The 24689-nt window shown below is 68.7% G+C and carries 24 protein-coding genes; 2 read left to right on the plus strand and 22 right to left on the minus strand.

Annotated features, from left to right (window positions below):
- Positions 1 to 23: 23 nt before the first annotated feature.
- On the minus strand, positions 24 to 386 hold the full coding sequence (erpA, locus tag RIN43_RS09350; RefSeq protein ID WP_309128634.1) for an iron-sulfur cluster insertion protein ErpA: 363 nt from the start codon (positions 384 to 386) through the stop codon (positions 24 to 26).
- A gap of 106 nt (positions 387 to 492) precedes the next feature.
- Positions 493 to 1908 (minus strand): dipeptidase, encoded by a 1416-nt coding sequence (locus tag RIN43_RS09355; protein ID WP_309128635.1) that lies wholly within the window; start codon positions 1906 to 1908, stop codon positions 493 to 495.
- 45 nt (positions 1909 to 1953) lie between these two features.
- Between RIN43_RS09355 and RIN43_RS09360 the strand changes: the two genes are divergently transcribed.
- Positions 1954 to 2514 (plus strand): DUF3043 domain-containing protein, encoded by a 561-nt coding sequence (locus RIN43_RS09360; RefSeq protein WP_309128636.1) that lies wholly within the window; start codon positions 1954 to 1956, stop codon positions 2512 to 2514.
- A 53-nt stretch (positions 2515 to 2567) separates the two neighbouring features.
- Here the strand turns inward: RIN43_RS09360 and RIN43_RS09365 are convergent, their stop codons facing one another.
- The 7 genes from RIN43_RS09365 to RIN43_RS09395 all read right to left on the minus strand — a co-directional run bounded on the left by RIN43_RS09365 (position 2568) and on the right by RIN43_RS09395 (position 12177).
- A complete protein-coding gene (locus tag RIN43_RS09365; protein ID WP_309128637.1) occupies positions 2568 to 3590 on the minus strand; it encodes a quinone-dependent dihydroorotate dehydrogenase in 1023 nt (340 codons plus the stop codon).
- 10 nt (positions 3591 to 3600) lie between these two features.
- Positions 3601 to 4071, minus strand: a complete 471-nt coding sequence (gene nrdR / locus RIN43_RS09370) for a transcriptional regulator NrdR (RefSeq protein WP_309128638.1) — start codon at positions 4069 to 4071, stop codon at positions 3601 to 3603.
- A gap of 24 nt (positions 4072 to 4095) precedes the next feature.
- Positions 4096 to 5415: a histidinol dehydrogenase gene (gene hisD, locus RIN43_RS09375; protein ID WP_309128639.1), complete on the minus strand. Its 1320-nt coding sequence runs from the start codon at positions 5413 to 5415 to the stop codon at positions 4096 to 4098.
- 2 nt (positions 5416 to 5417) lie between these two features.
- Entirely contained in the window at positions 5418 to 6785 is a 1368-nt protein-coding gene (locus RIN43_RS09380; protein WP_309128640.1) for a hypothetical protein, read from the minus strand.
- 119 nt (positions 6786 to 6904) lie between these two features.
- On the minus strand, positions 6905 to 10423 hold the full coding sequence (dnaE, locus tag RIN43_RS09385) for a DNA polymerase III subunit alpha (protein ID WP_309128641.1): 3519 nt from the start codon (positions 10421 to 10423) through the stop codon (positions 6905 to 6907).
- Between the two features lie 73 nt (positions 10424 to 10496).
- Positions 10497 to 11600 (minus strand): hypothetical protein, encoded by a 1104-nt coding sequence (locus RIN43_RS09390; RefSeq protein WP_309128642.1) that lies wholly within the window; start codon positions 11598 to 11600, stop codon positions 10497 to 10499.
- Positions 11575 to 12177: a sigma-70 family RNA polymerase sigma factor gene (locus RIN43_RS09395; RefSeq protein ID WP_309128643.1), complete on the minus strand. Its 603-nt coding sequence runs from the start codon at positions 12175 to 12177 to the stop codon at positions 11575 to 11577. The genes RIN43_RS09390 and RIN43_RS09395 overlap by 26 nt, the downstream gene beginning before the upstream one ends.
- Before the next feature lie 71 nt (positions 12178 to 12248).
- Between RIN43_RS09395 and RIN43_RS09400 the strand changes: the two genes are divergently transcribed.
- A complete protein-coding gene (locus RIN43_RS09400; RefSeq protein ID WP_309128644.1) occupies positions 12249 to 12731 on the plus strand; it encodes an NUDIX domain-containing protein in 483 nt (160 codons plus the stop codon).
- On the opposite strand, the gene RIN43_RS09405 is transcribed toward RIN43_RS09400, so the two are convergent.
- The 13 genes from RIN43_RS09405 to murD all read right to left on the minus strand — a co-directional run bounded on the left by RIN43_RS09405 (position 12721) and on the right by murD (position 24688).
- Positions 12721 to 13302: a GNAT family N-acetyltransferase gene (locus RIN43_RS09405; protein ID WP_309128645.1), complete on the minus strand. Its 582-nt coding sequence runs from the start codon at positions 13300 to 13302 to the stop codon at positions 12721 to 12723. The genes RIN43_RS09400 and RIN43_RS09405 overlap by 11 nt on opposite strands.
- Before the next feature lie 58 nt (positions 13303 to 13360).
- Complete coding sequence (locus RIN43_RS09410) at positions 13361 to 14284, minus strand: RluA family pseudouridine synthase (RefSeq protein WP_309128646.1); 924 nt, start codon at positions 14282 to 14284, stop codon at positions 13361 to 13363.
- Between the two features lie 2 nt (positions 14285 to 14286).
- Positions 14287 to 14799: a signal peptidase II gene (gene lspA, locus RIN43_RS09415; protein ID WP_375163729.1), complete on the minus strand. Its 513-nt coding sequence runs from the start codon at positions 14797 to 14799 to the stop codon at positions 14287 to 14289.
- Positions 14800 to 14865: 66 nt separating this feature from the next.
- Positions 14866 to 15453 (minus strand): DivIVA domain-containing protein, encoded by a 588-nt coding sequence (locus tag RIN43_RS09420; protein WP_309128648.1) that lies wholly within the window; start codon positions 15451 to 15453, stop codon positions 14866 to 14868.
- Between the two features lie 145 nt (positions 15454 to 15598).
- A complete protein-coding gene (locus tag RIN43_RS09425) occupies positions 15599 to 15898 on the minus strand; it encodes a YggT family protein (protein ID WP_309128649.1) in 300 nt (99 codons plus the stop codon).
- Between the two features lie 2 nt (positions 15899 to 15900).
- A complete protein-coding gene (locus tag RIN43_RS09430) occupies positions 15901 to 16371 on the minus strand; it encodes a cell division protein SepF (RefSeq protein ID WP_309128650.1) in 471 nt (156 codons plus the stop codon).
- A 44-nt stretch (positions 16372 to 16415) separates the two neighbouring features.
- Entirely contained in the window at positions 16416 to 17093 is a 678-nt protein-coding gene (locus tag RIN43_RS09435) for a YggS family pyridoxal phosphate-dependent enzyme (protein WP_309128651.1), read from the minus strand.
- Positions 17090 to 18232: a cell division protein FtsZ gene (ftsZ, locus tag RIN43_RS09440; protein WP_309128652.1), complete on the minus strand. Its 1143-nt coding sequence runs from the start codon at positions 18230 to 18232 to the stop codon at positions 17090 to 17092. The genes RIN43_RS09435 and ftsZ overlap by 4 nt, the downstream gene beginning before the upstream one ends.
- A 163-nt stretch (positions 18233 to 18395) precedes the next feature.
- A complete protein-coding gene (locus RIN43_RS09445) occupies positions 18396 to 19421 on the minus strand; it encodes an FtsQ-type POTRA domain-containing protein (protein ID WP_309128653.1) in 1026 nt (341 codons plus the stop codon).
- A 1-nt stretch (position 19422) separates the two neighbouring features.
- Positions 19423 to 20823: a UDP-N-acetylmuramate--L-alanine ligase gene (gene murC / locus RIN43_RS09450; protein ID WP_309128654.1), complete on the minus strand. Its 1401-nt coding sequence runs from the start codon at positions 20821 to 20823 to the stop codon at positions 19423 to 19425.
- A 41-nt stretch (positions 20824 to 20864) separates the two neighbouring features.
- Positions 20865 to 21944 (minus strand): UDP-N-acetylglucosamine--N-acetylmuramyl-(pentapeptide) pyrophosphoryl-undecaprenol N-acetylglucosamine transferase, encoded by a 1080-nt coding sequence (locus tag RIN43_RS09455; RefSeq protein ID WP_309128655.1) that lies wholly within the window; start codon positions 21942 to 21944, stop codon positions 20865 to 20867.
- Positions 21941 to 23167, minus strand: a complete 1227-nt coding sequence (locus tag RIN43_RS09460) for a putative peptidoglycan glycosyltransferase FtsW (RefSeq protein WP_309128656.1) — start codon at positions 23165 to 23167, stop codon at positions 21941 to 21943. Before RIN43_RS09460 ends, RIN43_RS09455 begins: the two co-directional genes overlap by 4 nt.
- Before the next feature lie 15 nt (positions 23168 to 23182).
- Entirely contained in the window at positions 23183 to 24688 is a 1506-nt protein-coding gene (murD, locus tag RIN43_RS09465; RefSeq protein WP_309128657.1) for a UDP-N-acetylmuramoyl-L-alanine--D-glutamate ligase, read from the minus strand.
- Position 24689: the final 1 nt, after the last annotated feature.

Here is a 24689-nt window from a genome sequence, read left to right on the forward strand (position 1 = left end):
CCAGCCACGCAGGTTGACCGGCGTCAGTGGAAGCTGTCGCCGCAGGCGCAGCTGCCCGCCGCGTTGGGGTTGTCGATCGTGAAACCCTGCTCGGAGATCGTGTCCTTGAAGTCGATCGACGCGCCGTCGAGGTACGGGACGCTCATGTTGTCGACGATGACCTCGACACCGTCGAAGTCGACCGTCTCGTCGCCTTCGAGGTAGCGCTCGTCGAAGTACAGCTGGTAGATCAGGCCGGAGCATCCGCCCGGCTGAACGGCCACGCGCAGACGCAGGTCGTCGCGGCCCTCCTGCTCGAGCAGGCTCTTCACCTTGCCCGCTGCGGCCTCGGTCAGCGACACCCCGTGGGCGCGCGTGGTCTCGGTGGTCAGTGCGGTGTCGCTCATGTCACTCCTCAGAACGTGCAGCATCCGCTGCGACTCTCTGCCGATTCTACCGCCGGGTGCGGGAACGGGGCCGGAGCGCGATCGGCGTCCGGCCCGGTCGTGTGCCTCAGGACGCGGTGCTCCGGGCGTTCATCCTGGCCAGCAGGAGCGCCTCGGTGCGTACGGCGTTGCGGAACGTCTCCAGGTGCAGCGACTCGTTCGGGCTGTGCGCCCGCGAGTGGGGGTCTTCCACCCCGGTCACGAGGATCTGCGCCGCGGGGAACTCGCGCACGAGATCGGCGATGAACGGGATCGATCCGCCGACGCCGAGGTCCACAGGAGCGACCCCGTACCCGTCCGCCATCGCCTTCCTGGTCATCTCGACGGCCCAGCCTGTGGTGTCGACGAGGAACCCGTCACCCAGATCGAGGTCGGAGAACGTCAGCCCGGCACCGAACGGTGCGTTGGCACGCAGGTGCGACTCGATCGCCCGGTACGCCTCCCGCGCGTCCTGTCCCGGTGCGACGCGTGCGCTGATGACGACCGACACCTCGGGGAGCAGAGTGTTCGATGCCGCCTCGACACTGGTCGCATCGATCCCGATGACGGTGATCGAGGGCTTGTTCCAGATGCGGGAGAGGATGCTGTCGCGGCCGATCGGCGCTGTACCGGGGAGCAGCCCCGTCTCATCGCGCAGCGTCTCCTCGTCGTACGGCGGGGTATCGGTCTCACGGGACGTCATGCCGTCGACGGCGACGGCCCCGTCCGCATCCCACAGGGTGGCGAGCAGGGTGATGGCCGCCATCATCGCGTCGGGCACCGCTCCCCCGAACATCCCCGAGTGCGAGGCGTGGTCGAGCGTGCGGATCGTCAGCGTGAACCGCGCGTTGCCGCGGAGTGAGACGGTGAGGCCGGGAGTGCGCGAGTCGAGGTTTCCGGAGTCGGCCACCACGATGGCGTCGGCGCGGAGCGCGTCCGCGTTGTCGCTGAGGAAGCGTGCGAAAGAGCGGGAACCGTACTCCTCCTCGCCCTCGACGAACATCGCCACACCCAGGTCGAGGTCGTCGCCCAGGACAGACGACACCGCGCGCAACGCGGCGATGTGCGCCATGATGCCGGCCTTGTCATCCGCCGCCCCACGCCCGTAGAGGCGACCGTCGCGCACGGTCGGTTCGAAGGGCGGGGTCTCCCACAGCTCGTCGTCGCCAGGGGGCTGAACGTCGTGGTGCGCATACAGAAGGATGGTGGGCCGGCCGTTACGGGCTGCCCTCGTGGCGAGCACGGCGGGCTGTCCGAGCTCTTCTGTGTCACCGACGTTCGCACGCAGCACCCGCACCTCGTCGAACACGCCGGTGTCGCGGGCGAGCTCCGCGACGGCGTCGGCGCTGCGCTCGAGCTGGCTCTGATCGAAGGCGGGCCATGCTATCCCTGGGATGCGCACGAGCCCACCCAGATCCGAGAGCGCTGCCGGTATGCCGAGGGCGACGGCTTCGGCGAGGGCGGATTCCTGTTCGGACGGGGCCGATGATGCGGACGGAGTCATGCGAGTAATCTTAAGGTGAACCCCGATTCCGAACTGAGGTCGCACGTGCCCACTTCCACACCTTCGAACGACGACGCCCGCGAGACGCCCGCCGCAGGCAAGGGGCGCGCCACACCGACCCGCGCCGAGCGCGAGGCTGCTCGTCGCCGGCCGCTGGTGGCCAACACCAAGGAGGCGAGGGCGGCGGCCAAGGCCGACCTGCAGGCACGCCGCGAGCGTGCTCGCATCGGCATGGAGAACGGCGAGGACAAGTACCTTCCCGCACGCGACAAGGGCCCGCAGCGGCGCTGGGTGCGCGACTACGTGGACGCCGGATGGCATCTGTCGGAGTGGATCATGGCGGCGATGCTGCTGGTGATCGTGCTCAACCTGGTCCCGCTGCCGGCAGTGCAGTTCTGGGCCATCGTCGGCCTGTGGGGATTCATGGTGCTCGCGATCGGCGACATGGTGCTGCTCAGCATGCGCGTGAAGCGCAAGGCGGCGGCGAAGTTCGGTGCCGAGCGGCGAGAGAAGGGCCTGGGCTGGTACGCCGCGATGCGCGGGCTGCAGATGCGCTTCATGCGTCTGCCGAAGCCGCAGGTGAAGCGCGGCCAGTACCCGGACTGATCGAAGACATGAAGAGAGAGCCCCGGCCGGTCGGCCGGGGCTCTCTCTTCGTGTCAGCTGCCGCGCAGTCCGCGGTTGATCTGACGGGCCCACAGCGGGCCACGGTAGAGGAATGCCGTGTAGCCCTGCACCAGAGTCGCCCCGGCGTCGAGGCGCTCCTGCACGTCGTGCGCGGTCTCGACGCCGCCGACCGCGATCACGCAGAAGTCCGCCGGTACCGCGGCTCTGACGACGGCGAGCACCTCGAGCGAGCGCTTCTTCAGCGGTGCGCCGGACAGTCCTCCGGCGCCGGCGGCCTCGACCACCGCGGCGTCGGTGCGCAGGCCGTCGCGCGAGATCGTGGTGTTGTGAGCGATGATCCCGTCCAAACCCTCGGCGACCGCGAGCTGCGCGATCGCGGTGATCTCCTCATCCGGGAGATCGGGGGCGATCTTCACCAGCAGGGGCGTGGCACCGGCGGCATCCTTCACCGCGCGTAGCAGCGGCGCGAGAGTCTCGACTGCCTGGAGCCCGCGCAGGCCGGGCGTGTTCGGCGATGAGACGTTGATCGCAAGATAGTCGGCGAGCGGAGCGAGCCGCGTCGCCGAGGCGACGTAGTCGTCGACGGCGTCGTCGACCTCGACGACCCGGCTCTTGCCGATGTTGACCCCGACGACGGCGCGCGGCGCCCGCCGGCGGAGGGCCTGCAGACGCTCGGCGGCAGCATCCGCTCCCCGGTTGTTGAAGCCCATGCGGTTGACGACGGCACGGTCAGGGACGAGCCGGAAAAGACGGGGCTTGGGGTTGCCGTCCTGCGGGATGGCCGTGATCGTGCCGACCTCGATGTGACCGAACCCGAGCGCGTCGAGGCCGCGCACGCCGACCGCGTTCTTGTCGAACCCGGCGGCCACACCGAACGGCGAAGGGAATGTCAGGCCCAGGGCGTGCACCTGCTGCGATCGGTCCGGCGCAGTGATCGCGCGGGTCGCCCACGAGAAGGGCGGCACACCGAGCACGCGGATGACCGCCATGGCGGCGTGGTGAGCGAACTCGGGATCGAAGCGCGACAAAACGTGGCGGAAGAGCAGCGGATACATCCCTGCCAGGCTACCGGTCGGAGGCGTCCCGCCGTGCGTGGTCGGCGCGCAGCTCACCGATGGCCGTCTCGAAGTCCTCGAGCGAATCGAACTCCTGGTAGACGCTCGCGAAGCGCAGAAATGCGACCTCGTCGAGATCGCGCAGCGGCCCGAGTATCGCCAGGCCGATCTCGTTGGTGTCGAGCTGCGACACTCCCGTCTGGCGCACCGCCTCTTCGACCTGCTGGGCGAGCACCGCCAGGTCCGCATCGGTGACCGGCCTGCCCTGACATGCCTTGCGCACGCCCGAGATCACCTTGTCGCGGCTGAACGGCTCGACCACGCCGGAGCGTTTGATGACCGAGAGACTGGCCGTCTCTGTCGTCGAGAATCGGCCTCCGCACTCAGGGCACTGGCGTCTGCGGCGGATCGACAGACCGTCGTCGCTGGTGCGGGAGTCGATGACGCGGGAGTCCGGATGCCGGCAGAAGGGGCAGTGCATGATCTCTCAGCGTACCCGGTCGGGTCAGAGCGACTCTGGCAGGCGCTCGAAACGGGCTTCGACGGCGTCTCCGTGCGCAGGAAGCACCTCGGCGTTCGCCAGTGCGACCACACCGGAGCGCACCAGGGCGAGGGCGTCGTGGTCGTAGCTGATCACCTGCTGCGGCCGAAGGAAGGTGTACGCGCCCAACCCCGCCGCGTAGCGCGCCTGTCCGCCGGTGGGCAGCACGTGGTTGCTGCCGGCCATGTAGTCGCCGAGGCTCACAGGCGTCTGGTCGCCGACGAAGATCGCTCCGGCGCTCGTGTACCGCTCGGCTGCCCGGTCTGCGTCGACGACGTGCAGTTCGAGGTGCTCGGGTGCGTAGGCGTTGCTGAACGCCTCCGCCATCGTCGCGTCGTCGACCAGCACGATCGCGGACTGCGGGCCGGCGAGAGCCGCCGCCACCCGCTCCCGATGCGTGGTCGCCGACGCGAGCGTCGACACGACGGTCGCGACCCGCTCCGCCAGCTCGGTGGAGTCCGTGACCAGCACCGCGGAAGCCTGCTCGTCGTGCTCCGCCTGGCTGATCAGATCGGCCGCGATCAGGCGCGCATCGGCGGTGTCGTCGGCGACGATGAGGATCTCGGTCGCTCCGGCCTCGGAGTCCGTGCCAACCACTCCTGCCACAGCCCGCTTGGCCGACGCGACGTAGTTGTTCCCCGGCCCGGAGACCACGTCGACCGGATCGAGGCCGAGGTCGGCCACACCATGGGCGAGGGCTCCGATCGCCCCTGCACCACCCATGGCGTACACCTCGTCGACACCGAGAAGGGCGGCGGCGGCGAGGATCGTCGGGTGCACGCGGCCGTCGTGTTCAGCCTGCGGCGGAGAGGCGAGCGCGATCGCCCGCACTCCAGCGACCTGTGCCGGAACGACGTTCATGATCACGCTGGACGGGTAGACGGCCTTTCCGCCGGGGATGTACACCCCGGCGCGGGAGACCGGCTGCCAGCGCTGCGCGATCCGGGCGCCGGGACCGATCTCGGTGACCTGCGGTGCCGGCACCTGCGCGGAAGACGCGCGCCGCACGCGGTCGATCGCCGCCTCCAGCGCGCCGCGAACGGCAGGGTCGACCGATGCGGCGGCTTCGGCGATGTGCTCCGCAGGGACACGGATGGCGTGACCGGTGACGCGATCGAACCGCTCCGCCTGCTCACGCAGCGCCTGCTCTCCCCGCTCGCGCACATCGTCCACGATGCGGGTGGCCGCTTCGAGCGCCTCGGCGCGGGCCTGGGTCGCCCGCGGCACGGCGGCGAGCATGTCAGCGGGCGCGAGGCTCCGCCCCCGGAGGTCGATGGTGCGCACGCTCAGCCCTTCGTGATGTTCGTGACGTCGTGGAGGTACCCGATGCGGCCGTCGTCGTGGCGCACAACATAGGCTCCACCACGGTCTTCGATGACGAGCGCCCATGCCTGCGGGCCGATGCGGAAAAGCGGGCGCCCGTGCTCGTCGTGCACGTCGCGCTCACTGCCGGCGAGGATCCAGAACGGACCGGGCTCGGGGGCGACGTCGCCACCGTCCTGCTCGGAGGTCTCGAAGCGACTTCGACGCGAGTACTCGGGCGCCGAGTCGACGGTGCGGGCGGTGCCGGTGTCGCCTCCGGACACGTGTTCACCTGCGGGCAGCCGCTCGGCGTCGCCCGGCGCGGGCTCAGCCTGCTCGAGCTCGCCGGTGTCGGCGCCGAAGGAGAAGATCTCACGCAGATCCTCTGTGGTCACGTGCCCGTCGCCGTCGGCGGTGGGCTCGGCATCCGAACGCTTGTCGTGCACGGCGGTCGGCGCGTCATCCTCACGTGGGACGTCGTCGTCGACCCGAGTGCTCGCGGCGTCGGGGTACGTCTCGAAGGCGGCATCCATCACCGCTGTCCGCTCTGCATCGGACGCGCCCGGCTGCGGCACCGCCTCGATCACCGACGTCGCGTCTGGGTCGACGGCCGCGCCAGCGGACGGGCTCGTGTCGGACTCCCGCTGCCCGATGGTCTCGTCAGCGGTGTCGTCGGATGCGGTGTCTCCGGATACCGCGCCTCCGGCGTCGCGGGTCGCGTCATCGTCCGAACTCGCCGGCGTCGCCGGCGCGTCCGCCGCGCTGCGCTCCGGGCGCGGCCGCGCGATCACGGGACGTACGGGGTTGGCGTTGCGATGCGCGAGGGTCTCCAGTCGACCCTGGAAGTCATCTCGCAGTCGCGGGATGAGCGGGGCGGCGACGGTGAGCGCGACGAGGCCGAAGAAGGCGACGGTCTCGAAGACGGTGACCCAGCCGACGAGGTACTCGCCGAATGCGACGGTCGCTGCGATGGCGTTCCACAACGTCTGCGCCCAGATCACCGCCGCGACGGAGAAGGCCACTGACGCGAACTGGTCGATTCCGAGCGATCCCACCCGGCGTATGCCGTCGGGAGAGAAGCGACGGAGCACGAGGAGGAACACGGCGACGGCAGGGACCCCTGCCGACAGGACCCAGGCGAGCCCCTGCGCCCACACGGGGCCTGCTCCCGCGCCGAGCGGGAAGAACGAAGCGGCGAAGGCCAGCGCCCACACGCTCACGATCAGCAGCTCACGCAGGGTGAAGCCCAGGATGCCGTACTCCGGCTGCACCTGCTCTTCGTAGAGCACGCCGTCCTCGATGGTCTCGCCCTCGCCGGGAACCGGATCGGTACTCGCCTGATCGGTGCTCATGGCAGCAGTCCTTTCATCGCTGTCGCATCGCCGTGCGAGTGACGATCCTATCGGCGTGGCCAGGGAAGGCATCGCAGTTTTTCCGCTTCGCCCGCCGGAGAAGCGGGCACGCCGCAGCCTCAACCAAGGCAGGCGGGGCCCAGCAGGGATTTCAGATCGCCGAACAGGTCGGCGGACACTTTCACGGGCATGGGAACCTCGAACACCTTCGCCGATCCCCCACGGTGCACTCGAAGCAGCACCTCCGTGTCACCGGCGTGACGGCGAAGCACCTCGGCCAGGTCGGTCATCACGCGCTCGGTGGCGCGCTGCTCGGCCACGAGGAGTGACAGCGGACCTGCCGCGTCGAAGGAGCCGACATCGGGAGAGAATGCCGACTGCGCATGCAGGTTCAGGCCGTCGTCGCGGCGGGAGACCCTGCCTCGAACAGCCAGGATCGCATCCTGCTGGAGCGTGTGCTGGAACTCGGTGTACGTCTTGCCCATGAACATGACGGTCACCTCGCCGTTGAAATCCTCGACGGTGATCATGCCGTACGGGTTGCCGCTGGCCTTGGCGACGCGATGTTGCACGCTGGTGACGAGGCCGGCGACCGTGACCTGGTCTCCGTCCTGAAGCTCTTCCGAGGTCAGCAGGTCGTTGATCGAGATCGATGCGTGCTTCGCGAGCGGCACCTCGAGACCGGCCAGCGGATGATCGGAGACGTAGAGACCGAGCATCTCGCGCTCGAAGGTGAGCTTGTCCTTCTTGACCCACTCGGGCCGGTCCGGCACCTTCGCCGGCGGTGCTTCCTCCATGTCGTCGTACAGACTGTCGAAGTCGAACCCTATCGCTCCCTGCGCCTCGTTCCGCTTGCGGTCGACCGCAGCCTCGACGGCATCCTCGTGCACCTCCATCAGGGCGCGGCGGGTGTCGCCCATCGAGTCGAACGCGCCCGCCTTGATGAGGGACTCTACGGTGCGCTTGTTCGCGACATGCAGCGGCACCTTGTTCAGGAAATCGTGGAACGAGGCGAACTTCTCGTCCTTGCGCGCCTGGATGATCCCGTCGACGACGTTGCTGCCGACGTTGCGCACCGCGCCGAGGCCGAAGCGGATGTCCTCCCCGACGGCGGCGAAGAAGTTGATGGACTCCGACACGTCCGGCGGAAGCACTTTGATGCCCATGCGACGGCACTCGTTGAGATACAGCGCCATCTTGTCCTTGGAGTCGCCGACGCTGGTCAGCAGCGCCGCCATGTACTCGGCGGGGTAGTGCGCCTTGAGGTACGCGGTCCAGTACGACACCAGCCCGTACGCGGCGGAGTGCGCTTTGTTGAAGGCGTAGTCCGAGAAGGGCAGCAGGATGTCCCACAGCGCCTTGATCGCACCCTCGCCGAAGCCGCGCTCCTTCATGCCGCCTGAGAAGCCCTCGTACTGCTTGTCGAGCTCGGACTTCTTCTTCTTGCCCATCGCGCGTCGCAGGATGTCCGCCTGTCCGAGGCTGAATCCTGCGACCTTCTGCGCGATCGCCATCACCTGCTCCTGATAGATGATCAGGCCGTACGACTCCTGCAGGATGTCGGCGAGCGGCTCCTCGAGCTCGGCGTGGATCGGCGTGATCTCCTGTAGCCCGTTTTTGCGCAGCGCGTAGTTCGTGTGGGAGTTCGCGCCCATCGGGCCCGGCCGGTACAGGGCGATGAGCGCCGAGATGTCGCCGAAGTTGTCGGGCTTCATCAGACGCATGAGCGATCGCAGCGGCGGGCTGTCGAGCTGGAACACCCCGAGCGTGTCGCCTCGGGCGAGCAGGTCGTAGACGGCGCGGTCGTCGAGCCCGAGGTGTTCGAGATCGAGTTCCTCTCCCCTGTTCATGCGGATGTTGTCGAGTGCGTCGGAGATGATCGTGAGGTTGCGCAGCCCCAGGAAGTCCATCTTGATCAGGCCGAGGGACTCGCAGGACGGATAGTCGAACTGCGTGACGATCTGGCCGTCCTGCTCGCGCTTCATGATGGGGATGATGTCGAGCAGCGGGTGCGACGACATGATCACACCAGCGGCGTGCACGCCCCACTGGCGCTTCAGACCCTCGAGTCCGAGCGCTCGGTCGAACACCGTCTTCGCCTCGGGGTCGGTGTCTATCAACGCCCGGAACTCGCTGGCCTCCTTGTAGCGCGGATGGGCCGAGTCGTACATACCGCTCAGCGGCATGTCCTTGCCCATCACCGCCGGAGGCATCGCCTTCGTGAGGCGATCGCCCATGCTGAACGGGAAGCCGAGCACTCGCCCGGCGTCCTTCAGCGCCTGCTTGGACTTGATGGTGCCGTACGTGACGATCTGGGCGACACGTTCGGAGCCGTACTTCTCGGTGACGTATTCGATCACCTCGCCACGGCGGCGGTCGTCGAAATCGACGTCGAAGTCGGGCATCGAGACGCGGTCCGGGTTCAGGAAGCGCTCGAAGATGAGCCCGTGCTCGAGCGGGTCGAGGTCGGTGATCCTCATGGCGTAGGCGACCATCGAGCCGGCGCCGGAGCCGCGGCCGGGCCCGACGCGGATGCCGTTGTCCTTGGCCCAGTTGATGAAGTCGGCGACGACCAGGAAGTAGCCGGGGAAGCCCATCTGCAGGATGATGCCGACCTCGTACTCGGCCTGCTTGCGCACCCTGTCGGGGATGCCGTTCGGGTAGCGGTAGTGCAGGCCTTTCTCGACCTCCTTGACCAGCCAACTGTCCTCGGTCTCCCCGTCGGGCACGGGGAAGCGCGGCATGTAGTTGGCCTTGGTGTCGAACTCGACCTCGCAGCGCTCCGCGATCAGCAGCGTGTTGTCGCAGGCCTCGGGGTGATCGCGGAAGAGCTGACGCATCTCCTGTGCGGTCTTGATGTAGTACCCGTCGCCGTCGAACTTGAAGCGGTTCGGGTCGTCCATCGTCGAGCCGGATTGCACGCACAGCAGCGCCTCGTGGGCGTCCGCCTCGTGCTGGTGCGTGTAATGGGAGTCGTTCGTCGCGACCAGCGGGATGTTCAGGTCCTTGGCGAGCCGCAGCAGATCGGTCATCACCCGGCGTTCGATGGAAAGCCCGTGATCCATGATCTCGGCGAAGTAGTTCTCCTTGCCGAAGATGTCCTGGAACTCGGCGGCCGCCGCTCTCGCAGCGTCGTACTGGCCCAGTCGCAGGCGCGTCTGCACCTCGCCGGACGGGCAGCCGGTGGTCGCGATCAGTCCCTTGCCGTAGGTCTGCAACAGCTCGCGGTCCATGCGCGGCTTGAAGTAGTAGCCCTCGATGCTGGAGAGGGAGCTCAACCGGAACAGGTTGTGCATGCCCTCTGTGCTCTGACTCCACATCGTCATGTGGGTGTACGCACCGGAGCCCGAGACGTCGTCGCTCTTCTGGTCCGGCGATCCCCATGCAACCCGCGACTTGTCGCTGCGGTGCGTTCCGGGCGTCACGTAGGCCTCGAGGCCGATGATCGGCTTCACACCGGCGGCGTTGGCCGCGTTGTAGAACTCGAAGGCCGCGAACGTGTTGCCGTGATCGGTCACAGCGATGGCCGGCATGCCGTAATCGGCCGCCGCCTGAGTCATCGCCGCGATCTTCGCCGCACCGTCCAGCATGGAGTACTCGCTGTGGACGTGGAGGTGCACGAAGGAGTCGGAGGCCATGCTTCGAGTCTACGTTCGGGCTCAGACAGTACCGGCCCCGACTCCGATGCCGGGGCCGGTACTGCGGACGGGGTCAGGGGGCCGACTGCACCACTGAGACCTGGTGACTCGTACGGGTCTGCCAGTTCGGGAGACCGTCGATGGTGGACTGATCCTCGGTGACCGCGCCGGAGTCGGTCACTCCCACGATGAGCCCGCGCTCCGTGTCGACTTCGATGTCCCTCCATGCCGTCCACCATTCGGTCGACCATTCGAATCTGATCGTCGTCACGTCGCCGTCGACCGCCAGGACCCTGGAGCCGTCGAGCAGCGCCAGCGTCCGTAGCACCGCCGCTCGCACGTCAGGCGGCGCCAGCGGGAGGGACGGGTCGTCGACCAGGGTCTCCACGATCGAGCTGTCCGAGGCGATGCTTCCCCTAGGCTCCCCCACTCGGTCGCGCATCCAGTCGAGCAGTTCGCGCGGGTCGGTGGAGGGCATTTCATCCCAGAAACGCCGGCCGTCGAGATAGTCGGTCACGGTGCCCTCACCGTCCTGTCCGTCCGCATGCTCGTACGTGCCCGCGGCGACTCGCAGCGTTTCCGGGGCGTCGGATTCAGGTTGATCGAGGTGGACCTCGGCGTCCGCCATCGCCTCCTCGGCACGATCGCCGAGGGCCTTGACCGTCTCGGACGGCTCGTTCACCTTCACCCACTCGCCCGTGCGGTCCGCTGGAACGTACAGCGATGCGACCGTTCGGGTCAGCAGCGCGGCCTCCGCATCAGCGCGGCTCCCGTTGTTGAACCGGACCCATTCCTCGCCGTCGGCCGCCGGCATGTCGACGTCCCAATATCGGACGCTCTCCGAGACGGACCGGATCAGAAGGTATTCGCCGGCCGGCACGGCGAGGTCACCGGCTCGGATTGTCACCTCCGCGGCGTTCTCCAGCACTTCTGCAGCCGATGCACTCGGAGCCTCGCTCGGCGCGAGCACAGTTCCCACCACGATCGCCGTCACTGCGGTACCGGCGACCAGACCGCCGATGCCGATCCCTGCCCATCGCACCGTCGAGCGACGCTTTCGCAGGGGCTTGCTCCGCGCGATCTCACGCATCAACTCGCCCCTTGCAGCTGCCACTGTGCGCTCTTCGACATGCTCGCCCTCAGCGCCGATCTCACGCACGCGTTCCATAAGCGACATCGCTGTTCTCCTTCGCCATCCAGGTCAGCCGGGCTGCGGAACGCGAACCCGGGGGCGCGAGCTTCCGGCGTACACGATTCAGCCGGGACCTCACGGTCCCCACAGGCACGCCCAGAGCGAGAGCGATCTGCTCATAGGTCAGGTCGCCCCACGCATACAGCAGCAGGGTGTCGCGATCTCGCGGCGACAGCGCGGCGATGCGGGGCGCCAGAGCTCGGATGGCGTTATCCGCGTCCATTCGTTCATCCACCGCGCCGTGGCCGTTCTCCCCCACCTGCGCTGCAGCCGAAACCGCCTCGAACGACCGCCACTGCCTCGCTTCATCCGCACGGTGGCGCTTGACCACCCGTGTCGCGATGCCGAGCAGCCACGGCAGCGCCGAGACGACGCTGCCGTCGAACGACGCACGTCGCCGGAACGCCACGAGGAACGTCTCACTCAGCGCGTCGTCGACGGCATCCGCGCCCACCCGTCGGCGGATGTAGCCGCCGACGGGACGGACGTGTCGCTCGAAGATGCCGGAGAACGCCTCAGGCTCATCGATCGACCGCTGGATGATCTCGCTGTCTGTGCTCACACTGGGTATTGCCTCCGACGGCGCTTCCGGTTCACGTGTTCTTCCTATCAGCCGCCGATACGCTGAGGAGCATGGCCACTCCTGAGTTCGTACTCGCCCTCCGCGAGCGTGTCGGACACGACCCGCTCTCCCTCATAGGCGCGACGGCCGTCGTGTTCCGGGATGAGAAGGTGCTTCTCGGCAAGCGCGCCGACAACGGTATGTGGCAGACGATCGCCGGGATCGTCGAACCCGGCGAAGAGCCTGCGGATGCAGCGGCACGTGAGTGCCTCGAGGAGGCCGGCGTCGTCGTGTCGGTTGACCGGCTCGCCCTGGTGCAGCAGCTCCCCCGCGTCACTTACCCTAACGGCGACCATGTCGACTACCTCGACATCGTCTTCCGCTGCACATGGGTATCGGGAGAGCCCCACCCCGCGGACGGAGAGCTCACTGAGGTCGGCTTCTACGATCTTGCCGCCATGGGCGACGTCGACGACGCCCATGTGCGCAAGATCGCCCTGGCCATGGCCGAGGACGACCCCGCGCACTTCCGTGGCGGCCGGGTCAAGCGCTGATCCTCAGGTCCAGTCGCATCAGCAACCGGGGGTGCCCGTCGAGCACCGATCCGGTGTCAGCCGCCTTGTGGAATCCCGCGCTCTCGAAGAGCGCGCGGGTACCGACGTACGCCATCGTCTGATTGACCTTCTCGCCGCGGTTGTCGACGGGATAGCCCTCGATCGCCGGCGCCCCGCGTTCGCGCGCGTAGTCGACCGCGCCCGCGATGAGCGCGTGCATCACGCCCTGCTTCCGGTACCCGGGCCGCACGCGGAAGCACCACAGCGCCCAGACGTCGAGGTCGTCGACGTGCGGGATCAGGCGGTTGCGGGCGAAGCTCGTGTCGCGGCGGGGATGCAGGGCCGCCCAGCCGACGGGCTCGTCATCGAGATAGGCGATGACGCCGGGCGGCGGATCGTGATCGCACAGCTCACGCACCCGCGCGGCCCGCGCCTCGCCGCGCAGCGCGACGTTCTCCTTGCTTCCGATCCGGTAGCTCAGGCAGAAGCACACGTTGGACGCCGGCTTCTTCGGCCCGACCAGCGTCGCGACATCGTCGAACTCCGTCGCTGCTCGCACCACGATGCTCATGGTGCGAGTCTGCCATCGGCATCCGACATCCGCGGCGCGGGCCCCGCCCGCGCGGGATTCAGCGTCCGGGGTCGAGCACCGCGAGGGCGTGCTGGAAGTCGTCGGGGTACGGCGAGGCGAACTGCACCCATTCGCCCGTCGCAGGGTGCGCGAACGCGAGCCGGTGCGCGTGCAGCCACTGCCGTGTCAGCCCCAGCCTCGCCGACAGGGTCGGGTCGGCGCCGTACAGCGGATCACCGACACAAGGATGCCGGTGTGCGGCCATGTGCACGCGGATCTGATGCGTGCGACCGGTCTCCAGATGGATCTCGAGGAGCGAGGCCCCCGGGAACGCCTCGAGCGTCTCGTAGTGGGTCACGGAAGGCTTGCCGTCCGGGATGACGGCGAACTTCCACTGGTGGTGCGGATGCCGTCCGATCGGTGCGTCGATCGTGCCCGCGAGTGGATCAGGGTGGCCCTGCACGACGGCGTGGTAGACCTTCTCGACCGTGCGCTCCTTGAACGCCCGCTTGAGCGCGGTGTACGCCGTTTCGGTCTTGGCCACCACCATCAGGCCGCTGGTGCCGACGTCGAGCCGGTGCACGACGCCCTGTCTCTCGGGTGCTCCGCTGGTCGCGACCCGGAATCCGGCTGCCGCGAGGGCGCCGACGACCGTCGGACCCTCCCAGCCGAGCGACGGATGCGCCGCGACGCCGGTCGGCTTGTCCACCACGACGATGTCATCGTCATCGTGCACGATCCCGAGTTCGGGCACCGCGATCGGCACGATCCGCGGTTCGTCCCTGGGCTGCCAGCTCACATCGAGCCAGCCGCCGGCGCGCAGCCGGTCGGACTTGCCGATCGTCACGCCGTCCAGACTCACGCCGCCGGCTTCGGCGACCTCGGCGGCGAAGGTGCGCGAGAAGCCGAGCATCTTGGCCAGCGCCGCGTCCACCCTGGTGCCGTCCAGCCCGTCGGGGACGGGCAGGCTGCGCGACTCCACGCTCAGCTCTCGCTCGCCGCCGCGGGCGACTCGACGGCATCCGCCGGCTCGGCCTTCACGGCGTCGCGTTCGCGCGTGCCGTCCAGGCGCAGCCCCATGACGACGAGCAGGGCCACGGCGATCATCCCGGTGACGATGAAGATGTCGGCCACGTTGAAGATCGCCGGCATCATCCACGGCATGGAGATCATGTCGACCACGTGCCCGACCGCGAAACCGGGTTCGCGGAGGAGCCGGTCGGTGAGGTTGCCCAGAACTCCGCCGAGCAGGCAGCCGAGTACGACGCTCCACAGACGAGACCGCACCTCGAACGTCTTCCAGATGATGACGCCCGTCACGACCGCGAGGGCGATCGTGAAGATCCAGGTCATGCTGGACCCGATCGAGAACGCCGCGCCGGAATTGCGCACGTAGTACAGCTGAAGGAACTCCCCCAGCACCGGAACCGACTCATGCAGCGGAAGGTTCTCGATGGTGAGGTGCTTCACAAACTGATCGGCGGCCAGGACGATCACCGCGAGAGACGCGACGATCGCTCCGGCCGCCGACCGACGAAGGGGACGACGCCCTGCCATTCAGACCTACAGGCCGATGGCGGAGACCGGCGTCGACTCCGACGACGACGCCTTCTGGTCGAGATCGCGCAGCTGGCCCTCGATGAGGGCGCGCAGCTTGCCGCGGTAGTCACGCTCGAACTCGCGCAGCTCGGTGATGCGACCCTCGAGGGTGTTGCGCTCGCGCTCGAGGCGTGCGGACTCCTCGCGCTGCTTCGCCTCGGCCTCGGTGCGGATCCGGGCGACCTCGGCCTCAGCGTCCTCGATGAGCTGCTTGCGCTTCGCCTCGCCCTCGGCGACGTGCTCGTCGTGCAGGCGCTGCGCCAGCTCGATGATGCCCGCGGAAGTGCTGGTGGCTGCGGTGCCCTCGGCCTGCGGGGCGGATGCCGGAGCGGCGGCGACCGGGGCGGCGGCGATCGGAGCGGCGGCCGGGGCGTTCTCGCCCGACTCGAAAGCCGCGAGCTTCGCCTTCAGCTCGTTGTTCTCCTCGATGGTCTTGCGCCACTCGACGACGATCTCGTCGAGGTAGTCATCGACCTCCTCCGGGTCGAAGCCGTCCTTGAATCGGACGTGCTGAAACTCCTTGTGGACGACGTCATCCGGGGTAAGTGCCATGGGTGGCTCCTCTTTCGATGAGTTCGGTGGCCAGTCGTAGAGATGGCGCGGTATTTCGTTCGACGCGTACCCGGGGCGCGCGCCTGGGAGCCAAGCATAGTCCCCAAGGCTGTGCGGCGCGATGAGGCTATGGGCCGGGAAGCTGTCAGGTGAGCACCCTCACGACCGACATCAGTATGAGCACCACGAGCATCGTCAGGGCGAACCCGAAGTCGAGCGAGAATGTGCCGATGCGCAGCGGAGGGATGATCCTGCGGAAGAACCGGATCGGAGGATCGGTGATGGTGTAGACGATCTCGGCCGCGACCAGGCCGGCACCCTTGGGACGCCACTGCCGGTTGAACAGCGGGATGTAATCGAGCACCAGGCGCGCGATCAGCACCAGCACGTAAAGCGTCAGCAGCAGCTCGATGATGCCGCCGATGACGCTGAGCACGACTCCCAAGGTCAGGAGTCGAACGTGGCGGATTCCGCCTGTGCGATGCCGCCCTGGCCGGATACGGCGATGTTCTCGGGCGACAGCAGGAAGACCTTGCTCGTCACGCGCTCGATGCGTCCGTACAGGCCGAGCGAGAGACCGCTCGCGAAGTCGATCAGGCGGCGCGCGTCGGCATCGCTCATCTGCGACAGGTTGATGATGACCGGAACACCCTCGCGGAAGTTCTCTGCGATCACCTGCGCGTCGCGGTACTGCTTCGGGTGCACGGTGAGGATCTCGTTGACCGCGCCTGCGGACGGCTGGCGGACGGCAGTGGGGCGGCGCAGCGGGGTGACGGGCGCGGGAGCCTGCTCGTCGTGGTCACGGTCGCGCTCGCGGACGGGGCGAGCGGGCGACTGGGCTGCGGCCTGCTCCTCGTAGACCTCTTCCTCGTCGGCGAGGCCGAGATACACCATGGTCTTCTTCAGCGGGTTACCCATCGTGTCCTCCGGTTCGAACGTTTCGGGCTGGTCTGGAGTTCAGGTTAACCCCGGTCGGGCCGGGGTCCTGTGATTGCGGATCCGATCCGCAGGTGTGTCGCGCCCGCTTGGATGGCCTCTTCGAAATCACCGGTCATGCCGGCGGAGATCCAGCGCGCCTCGGGTGCGAGCTGGCGGATGCGGTCAGCGACCGCATGCAGGCGCGCGAAGGCTGCTGCCGGCTCCTCGTCGAGCGGTGCCACCGCCATGACTCCGCGCAGGCGCAGCGAGTCGAGGCCCAGCACGTGCTCGGCGAGAGCCTCGGCGTCTGCTGTCGTGCTTCCGCCGCGTCCGGGGTCTTCGGTGAGGTTCACCTGGACGAGGACGTCCAGCACGCCGTCGTGGGAAGCTGCACGGTGAAGCGCGTCTGCCAGTCGGACGCGATCGACCGAATGGACCGCGTCGGACGCCCGGCGGATCGCCGCCGCCTTGTTCGTCTGCGCCTGACCGATGAAGTGCCAGTGCAGCGGAACGTCCTGCAGCTCGCCGCGCTTCGCGGTGAGCTCCTGCTGCCTGTTCTCACCGACGTCGGTCACCCCGAGCGCGTGCAGGTCGCGCACGAGCTGCGCGGGGTGGAACTTCGTCACGACGATCCGGGTGATCTCCCCGGGGTCGCGTCCGGCCAGGCGCGCGGCGTCGGCGATCCTCTGGTCGATCGCCGACAGCCGCGCCGCGAGGGTCACTTCAGGAACTCGGGGATGTCGATGTCGTCGTCGGCGAAGGCCGGCTCGATGCTCGTCGCCACCGGAGCAGAGGAGACGGGCTTGGGCGCCTCGACCTCGGGCTCCTCGACAGCCTCGTCCAGGCGCACCTCGGGGAGCGCAGACGCGGCGGCCGGGCGCTCGACGACCATCGGCTCCAGCCGCGTCGACGGTGCGCCGCCGTCGAAGCCGGCGGCGATCACCGTCACGCGCACCTCGTCGCCGAGGGTGTCGTCGATGACCGTACCGAAGATGATGTTCGCCTCGGGGTGCGCGGCCTCCTTGACCAGGTCGGCCGCGTCGTGGATCTCGAAGATGCCGAGGTTCGATCCGCCCTGGATCGACAGCAGCACGCCGTGCGCACCCTCGATCGATGCCTCCAGCAGAGGCGACTCGACTGCGAGCTCGGCTGCTTTGATGGCGCGGTCGGCGCCGCGCGCCGACCCGATCCCCATCAGGGCGGAGCCGGCTCCCTGCATGACCGATTTGACGTCGGCGAAGTCGAGGTTGATCAGACCGGGGGTGGTGATGAGATCGGTGATGCCCTGGACACCGGCGAGGAGCACCTGGTCGGCCGTCGCGAACGCCTCGATCATCGAGATGCCGCGGTCGCTGATCTCGAGCAAGCGGTCGTTCGGCACGACGATGAGGGTGTCGACCTCTTCCTTGAGCTTCGCGACGCCGGCCTCCGCCTGGCTCTGCCGGCGACGGCCTTCGAAGGAGAACGGCTTCGTGACGACGCCGATGGTTAGCGCGCCGATGGACTTCGCGATCCGTGCGACGACGGGTGCGCCACCGGTGCCGGTGCCGCCGCCCTCACCGGCGGTGACGAAGACCATGTCGGCGCCGGTGAGCGCCTGTTCGATCTCCTCGGCGTGGTCTTCGGCCGCGCGGCGCCCGACCTCGGGGTCGGCTCCGGCGCCGAGTCCGCGGGTGAGTTCGCGGCCCACGTCGAGCTTGACGTCGGCGTCGCTCATCAGCAGCGCCTGGGCGTCGGTGTTCACGGCGATGAACTCCACTCCGCGGAGCCCGAGTTCGATCATGCGGTTGACGGCGTTGACGCCGCCACCGCCGACGCCGACGACCTTGATCACGGCGAGGTAGTTCTGGTTCTGGCTCATGGCCGGCCTCCGTTATTCGAGCCTGACGTGGGATAAACCTTAAACCTCTACGAGAGGGTTAAACTGTTTCCCGGTATTGCGTTCTCCAGTTCGACGGTAGGCGCAGACCTCGCCCCTGCCCGCAGCGACACGGCGTGTCGTGTCGATCTCCGGCCCGGGTTTCTCAGCCGACGACGGGAACGCTCGGGGAGGACACGTCGAAGGTGCGGGCGTCGGGTGCCGCGGCGATGAGCTCCACCAGCACGAGCGCCTTCTCGACGGAGTTCCGCTCGCTCCCCCACATCACGGTCTTGCCGTCACTCGTCTTGAAGGACACGTCGTCCGCCGAGCCGGCGCTGACCTCGGTGACGGTCGCCCGCAGCTCTGCAGGCAGCGACCGGATCACGAGACCCGCGCTGTGGAACGCGGGCGATTCCACGCCGGTGTCGATCTTGAGCACCGGCTGCCCTTCGGGTCGCTCCGGCGTCGTGGAAAGCACCACCCCGGCAGCATCCACCAGCGTGTAGCCGGCGTCCGACTCGATCACGCCGACCGGGGTCCGTTCCACGATGCGCACCAGCAGCTCGTGCGGCGGCCGCGCCTCCAGAGCGTACGACTCGATCATCGGGAATTCCGTGAGGGCGGCTTTCACCGCGCTGGCATCGACCAGCGCGAGCGGCGCGCCGACCTGACCCGCGAGCGCCTGCTGCACCGATGCGGCATCGAGCGTCTTCACGCCCGCCACAGTGATCTTCTGCACCGCGAACAGCGGGCTGTAGGCGGCGACCACACTGCCGAGCACCAGCACCACGACTGCCCCGATCCACCCCCACAGCACCATCCGGCGCCGGCGTGAGCGCTGAGTGAACCGGCGGATCTCGGCGCGCAGGGCCTTGCGGCGCGCGCGAGCGGCCCGCCACACGTCGGCGCTGCGCAGGCTCTGACCGGCGGGGGCCGCGCTGTCCGATGCCTCGTCGACGTGCTCCGCTGGGCCACTCGACGAGCCCGGCTGCACGTCGATCCCGGCGGCGGCTGCGGAGCGCAGCCCGTCGAGCGGCTGAGTCTCGGCGTCCGTCAGCGCCGCGTCGGGCACGGCATCCGATGCGGCGTCCCGCCCGCGTGTCGGGACGCGACGCCCGCGTAGACGCTCGCGTCCGCCGACGTCCTCGGGCTCTTCCGCGGATGCGGGAAGCGGTGGCGGGCGCCGCACGTCAGACCTCGTCAGTGCGCCGGAGGGACTCGAGCACCTGCGGGATGAGCTGATAGACGTTCCCGCAGCCGAGGGTGATCACGAAGTCGCCTTCGCGCGCAACCTGAGCGGTGTAGTCCGCGGCCTGCTGCCAGTCGGGCACATAGTGCACCCTCGAGGCGTCGGTGAAGGCGCCGCTGACCAGCTCGCCGGTCACGCCGGGCACGGGATCCTCCCGTGCCCCGTAGACGTCGAGCATGACGGTGTGGTCGGCATAGCGCTCCAGCACCTCGGCGAACTCGCGATACATGTGCTGAGTGCGCGAGTAGGTGTGCGGCTGCTGGATCGCGATGATGCGCCCACCGCCCGCGACGCTCCGCATGGCCTCGAGTGCCGCCTGCACTTCGGTGGGGTGGTGCGAGTAGTCGTCGTACACCTGCACTCCGCGCTCGGCGCCGTGCAGTTCCAGGCGACGCACCGTTCCGGCGAAGCCCTCCACGGCGCGAACCGATTCGGCCAGCCCGCGGCCGAGCGTGATCAGCACGGCAACGGCTCCCGCGGCGTTGACGGCGTTGTGCGCCCCGGGGACGGCGAGCTGCATGCGCACCGACTCGCCGGCGTGGCTGAGAGTGGCAGCGACGGGACCGTCAGTGACGATGTCGTCGATGCGGAGGTCCGCCCCGGCCGCACGGCCGAAGGTCACGACGTTCGGATGCGTGAGACCGGGGTGGACGCGCTGGGCGCCAGGATCGTCGCTGGAGATGACGACGGCCTCGCGCGCCTCGTTCCCGAACCGCACGAAGGCGTCGTAGAAGGCGTCCTCCGAGGCGAAGAAGTCCAGATGGTCGGGATCGACATTGGTGATCAGCGCGACCGAGGTCTCGTACAGCAGGAAGGTGCCGTCGGACTCGTCGGCCTCGATCACGAACAGCTCGTCGGCACCCGACGAGCTCGATACGCCGAGCTGCTCGATCACTCCCCCGTTGACGAAGTTCGGGTCCTCCCCGAGCGCCTGCAGCGCGGTGACGAGCATTCCCGTGGACGTCGTCTTGCCGTGCGCGCCGGCTATCGAGACCAGGCGTCGGCCTCCGATCAGCCAGAACAGGGCCTGCGAACGGTGGATGACGTGCAGACCCCGCTGCTTCGCGGTGACGAACTCGGGGTTCTCGGGCCAGATCGCCCCGGTGTGGATGACGGTGTCGGCATCGCCGAGGTGGGCCGCGTCGTGGCCCACGTGCACCGTCGCTCCCGCCGCCTCGAGGGCACGCAGATTGTCGCTGTCGGCACGGTCCGAACCGGACACGCGGATGCCGGCGTCCAAGAACATTCGAGCCAGTCCGCTCATGCCGGAGCCGCCGATGCCGATGAAGTGCGCGGAGGTGATCGTCTCGGGGATCGGGAGGGTGAGGTCGGGTCTGATCATGTCCTGCTCAGTCTAGATGGGGCGTCCGGCGGGAAGGCGGCTCAGCGGGCCGTGCCGGCGAGTGCGCGGTCGACCAGGGCGACGAGGTTTTCGGTGCCGGTGCGGGTGCCGACCCGGCGCGCGGCGCCGGCCATTCGCGCGATGCGGTCCCGGTCTTCAAGCAGCGGCACCACGCTCGTACGCACGGCGTCGCCGTCGAAGGACGCATCATCCAGCAGCACGGCGGCCCCCGCTGAGACGGCGGATGCGGCGTTCAGGCGCTGCTCGCCGTTGCCGACCGCGTACGGGACGTACACGGCAGGGATCCCCAGGGCGCTGATCTCGCTCACCGTCGCCGAGCCCGCCCTGGAGACGATCAGATCGGCCAGCGCGAAGGCGAGGTCCATCCGGTCGATGTACCGCAGCATCGTGTACCCGGCGGCGCCCGGATCGGCCAGATCGCTGCGCTCCCCTGTCGCGTGCAGCAGCTGCCATCCCGCATCCAGAACATCGCGCCACGAGTCGCGCAGCGCCTCGTTCAGTCGCTGTGCCCCCAGCGACCCGCCGAACACCAGCAGCACCGGCTTGGCAGGGTCGAGGCCGAACGCCGCTGCCGCCTGCGCCCTCATGGCCGCCCTGTCGAGTTCTACGACCTCGCGGCGCAGAGGCATTCCCACCACTTCGCCTCGCTTCAGCGGCGTCCCGTCGAAGGCCACGCCGACGGCCGCGGCACGACGAGCGCCGAGGACGTTCGCGAGCCCCGGCTTCGCATTCGCCTCATGCACGACGAAGGGGATCCGCTCGCGGCTCGCTGCGACGTAGGCCGGCGCCGCGGCGTAGCCGCCGAAGCCGACCACCACGTCCACGTCGTGGTCGCGGATGTACGCGCGCACCTGCGAGACCGCCCTGCCGAATCGAGCGGGGAATGCCATCGCCGCGCCGTTCGGCCGGCGGGGGAACGGAACCTTGTCGACCACGAGCAGGTCGTACCCGCGTTCCGGCACGAGCCGGGCCTCGAGGCCCTCCTTCGTCCCGAGGACGAGCACCGAGTCGCCCTCGCGCTCGCGGAGCAGATCCGCGACCGCGAGCAGCGGATTGACATGACCGGCGGTGCCTCCGCCGGCGAGAAGGTAGGTGGTCACCCGGCGACCTTACCCTGCGATGCGGTCCGCACCGCCTTCGGCTGGGGTGCGGGCAGCGTGCGGGCGAAGGCGAGCAGCACGCCGCAGCCCAGCAGCACCGACAGCAGGGCCGTTCCGCCCTGCGACATGAAGGGCAGCGGCACGCCCATGACGGGGAACACGCGCAGCACGACCCCGATGTTGAACAGCGCCTGACCGACGATCCAGACCGTGATGCCGCCGGTGGCGACGCGCACGAAGGGGTCATCGGTCTTGCGGATGATGTGGAAGGCCCCGACCGCGAAGCATCCGAACAGCACGAGCACCAGCAGGCAGCCGATCAACCCGAGTTCTTCGCCGACGATCGCGAAGATGTAGTCGTTGGCCGCCGCAGGCAGCCAGCCGTACTTCTCCTGCGAATTGCCGAGGCCGACGCCGAAGATGCCGCCGTTCGCCATGCCCCAGATGCCATGCGTGGACTGGAAGCACTCGCGGTAGTAGTCGCAGTCGTCGGGGTTGAACGCGGCGACGATGCGTCGCATGCGGTTCTCACTGGAGAGCGCATACGCGAGCACGCCTGCGATGCCGCCGATCAGCGGCAGGATGAACAGCCGCAGCTTCACGCCGGAGAAGAACAGGCAGCCGAGCGCGACGAGCACGAGCACCATGGCCGTGCCGAGGTCACCGCCGGCGATCACGGTGCCGATCGCGAGAACGGCCACGGGCACGATCGGGATGAACACGTGATGCCAGATACCGAGCCGGGTCTGCTTGCGCATGAGCACGAAGGCGATCCAGATCGCGAGGGCGAGCTTGAGGAACTCAGAGGGCTGCAGCTGGAACCCGGCGATGTTCACCCAGTTCTGGTTGCCGTAGGACGAGACGCCGAGTCCCGGCACGAAGACGAGCAGCTGGAACGCCACGGCGAGGATCAACGCGGGCCAGGCGATGCGGCGCAGGAAGCGAATGGGAAGGCGGCTCATCAGCAGCATCATCGGGATGCCGATCACAGCGAACATGCCCTGTCGCAGGGCACCCTCGAAAGGACCGGCGGGGTCTGCGCTGGTCGCCGACAGCACCATCACGATGCCGAAAAGCGTGAGCACGACCGCGGTCGAGGCGATCAGCACGAACTCGGTGGACGGCACCGCGAACAGTCGCCCCAGTGAGACGCGCGCGGCGAGGCCGCTGCCCTCGGGGCGGGAGGAGCGGTCAGCACGCGGCGGGTGAGCCGTCTGAGTCATCGGCCCCTCCCCACGTTACGATCCGGCCCGCTCGATCCAGTCGCGCACCGCCTGGGCGAAGCGCTCGCCCCGGTCCGCGTAGCTGGTGAACTGGTCGAAGGATGCGGCGGCGGGGGCCAGCAGCACCGTCCCCGTACCGTCGACGATCCCCGTCGCGAGTTCCACGACACGGTCCATGACCCCTCCAGTGTCGCCAGGGACGGCCTCGAAGACGGGCACCTGCGGCGCGTGTCGCCGGAATGCCGAGAGCACGGGTTCGCGTTCCACGCCGATCACGATCGCTGCGGATGCCGTGCCGCCGGCGCCGGCGACCAGCTCGCCGAGGTCGACGCCCTTGAGATCACCGCCGACTACCCAGACCGCCCCGGGATGGGCCTGCAGCGATGAGGCGGCGGCGTGCGGGTTGGTCGCCTTGGAATCGTCGACCCACAGGATGCCGGCGTGCTCGGCGACGACCTGGATGCGGTGGGCGTCGAGCCGGAAATCCTGCAGCGCATCGTGGATGGCGGCCGGCTCGACGCCGAGCGAGCGCGCGAGTGCGGATGCGGCCAGGATGTTCTGCACGATGTGGGGGGCGGCGAGCCCTGCGGACCGCAGCTCGTCGATCGTGGTCAGCTCGAGCGCGCTGTTGCGGCGCTCGGCGTGGAAGGCGCGATCGACGAGGATGCCGTCGACGATCCCGAGGTCGCTGGGCCCCGGTGTGCCGAGGTCGAAGCCGATGGCGCGTGCGCCCTCTGTGACGTCGGCCTCTTCGACCATGCGCAGTGTCGCCTCGTCGGACTTGTTGTAGACGCACGCGATCTTGGTGTTCCGGTACACCAGCGCCTTCGCGTCACGATAGGCCTGGGCGCTTCCGTGCCACACCAGGTGGTCGTCGGCGAGGTTGAGGCAGGTGGCCGCGTACGGCACGAGCTCACCGGCGGCATCCGAGCGGCCGATGTACCAGAGCTGGTGGCTCGAGAGCTCGACGACGAGCACGTCGAACCCGGCGGGGTCGCGCACCGCGTCGAGCACCGGCACGCCGATGTTGCCGCAGGGCGCTGCGCGCAGTCCACCCGCGGCGAGCAGCGTGGCGGTGAGCTGGGTCGTCGTCGTCTTGCCGTTGGTCCCGGTGATCAGCACCCACTCGGCGGGGGTGCCGTCGGCGCGCAGCACCTTGTCGCGCACGCGCCAGGCGAGCTCCACATCGCCCCACAGCGGGATCCCGCTCTCATCCGCCCAGCGGATCACGGGATGCGAGGGCGAGAAGCCGGGGGAAGCGACGATGACCTCGGGCGCGAACTCGCTCAAGGACGACGGCACCCGGTCGAGCGGGCCGAGCTCGAGTCGCGCTCCGATGACCGGTACCAGACGAGAATGCTCTTCGCTCGCCCCCTCGGACAGCACCAGGACCTCGGCTCCGAGTTCGGTGAGCGTGTCGGCGACCGAGAAGCCGGTGACCGAGAGTCCGAGGACGGCGACGCGCAGGCCGCTCCAGTCCGAGTGCCAGCTCGTGAGGCCGTCGATACGTGCAGAAGTCATG

The sequence above is a fragment of the Microbacterium sp. genome, from assembly GCF_031178445.1.
Lineage (GTDB): Bacteria > Actinomycetota > Actinomycetes > Actinomycetales > Microbacteriaceae > Microbacterium.

Coding starts and splice junctions, on each gene's coding strand:
- RIN43_RS09365 (WP_309128637.1), bottom strand. CDS start 3,590: ATGTATCCGCTGCTCTTCCGCCACGTTTTGTCGCGCTTCGATCCCGAG.
- murD (WP_309128657.1), bottom strand. CDS start 24,688: ATGACTTCTGCACGTATCGACGGCCTCACGAGCTGGCACTCGGACTGG.
- murC (WP_309128654.1), bottom strand. CDS start 20,823: ATGATCAGACCCGACCTCACCCTCCCGATCCCCGAGACGATCACCTCC.
- erpA (WP_309128634.1), bottom strand. CDS start 386: ATGAGCGACACCGCACTGACCACCGAGACCACGCGCGCCCACGGGGTG.
- RIN43_RS09460 (WP_309128656.1), bottom strand. CDS start 23,167: ATGACTCAGACGGCTCACCCGCCGCGTGCTGACCGCTCCTCCCGCCCC.
- dnaE (WP_309128641.1), bottom strand. CDS start 10,423: ATGGCCTCCGACTCCTTCGTGCACCTCCACGTCCACAGCGAGTACTCC.
- RIN43_RS09390 (WP_309128642.1), bottom strand. CDS start 11,600: ATGTCGCTTATGGAACGCGTGCGTGAGATCGGCGCTGAGGGCGAGCAT.
- RIN43_RS09380 (WP_309128640.1), bottom strand. CDS start 6,785: ATGAGCACCGATCAGGCGAGTACCGATCCGGTTCCCGGCGAGGGCGAG.
- RIN43_RS09405 (WP_309128645.1), bottom strand. CDS start 13,302: ATGAGCATCGTGGTGCGAGCAGCGACGGAGTTCGACGATGTCGCGACG.
- RIN43_RS09420 (WP_309128648.1), bottom strand. CDS start 15,453: ATGGCACTTACCCCGGATGACGTCGTCCACAAGGAGTTTCAGCACGTC.
- RIN43_RS09355 (WP_309128635.1), bottom strand. CDS start 1,908: ATGACTCCGTCCGCATCATCGGCCCCGTCCGAACAGGAATCCGCCCTC.
- ftsZ (WP_309128652.1), bottom strand. CDS start 18,232: ATGAGCCAGAACCAGAACTACCTCGCCGTGATCAAGGTCGTCGGCGTC.
- RIN43_RS09430 (WP_309128650.1), bottom strand. CDS start 16,371: ATGGGTAACCCGCTGAAGAAGACCATGGTGTATCTCGGCCTCGCCGAC.
- RIN43_RS09400 (WP_309128644.1), top strand. CDS start 12,249: ATGGCCACTCCTGAGTTCGTACTCGCCCTCCGCGAGCGTGTCGGACAC.
- nrdR (WP_309128638.1), bottom strand. CDS start 4,071: ATGCACTGCCCCTTCTGCCGGCATCCGGACTCCCGCGTCATCGACTCC.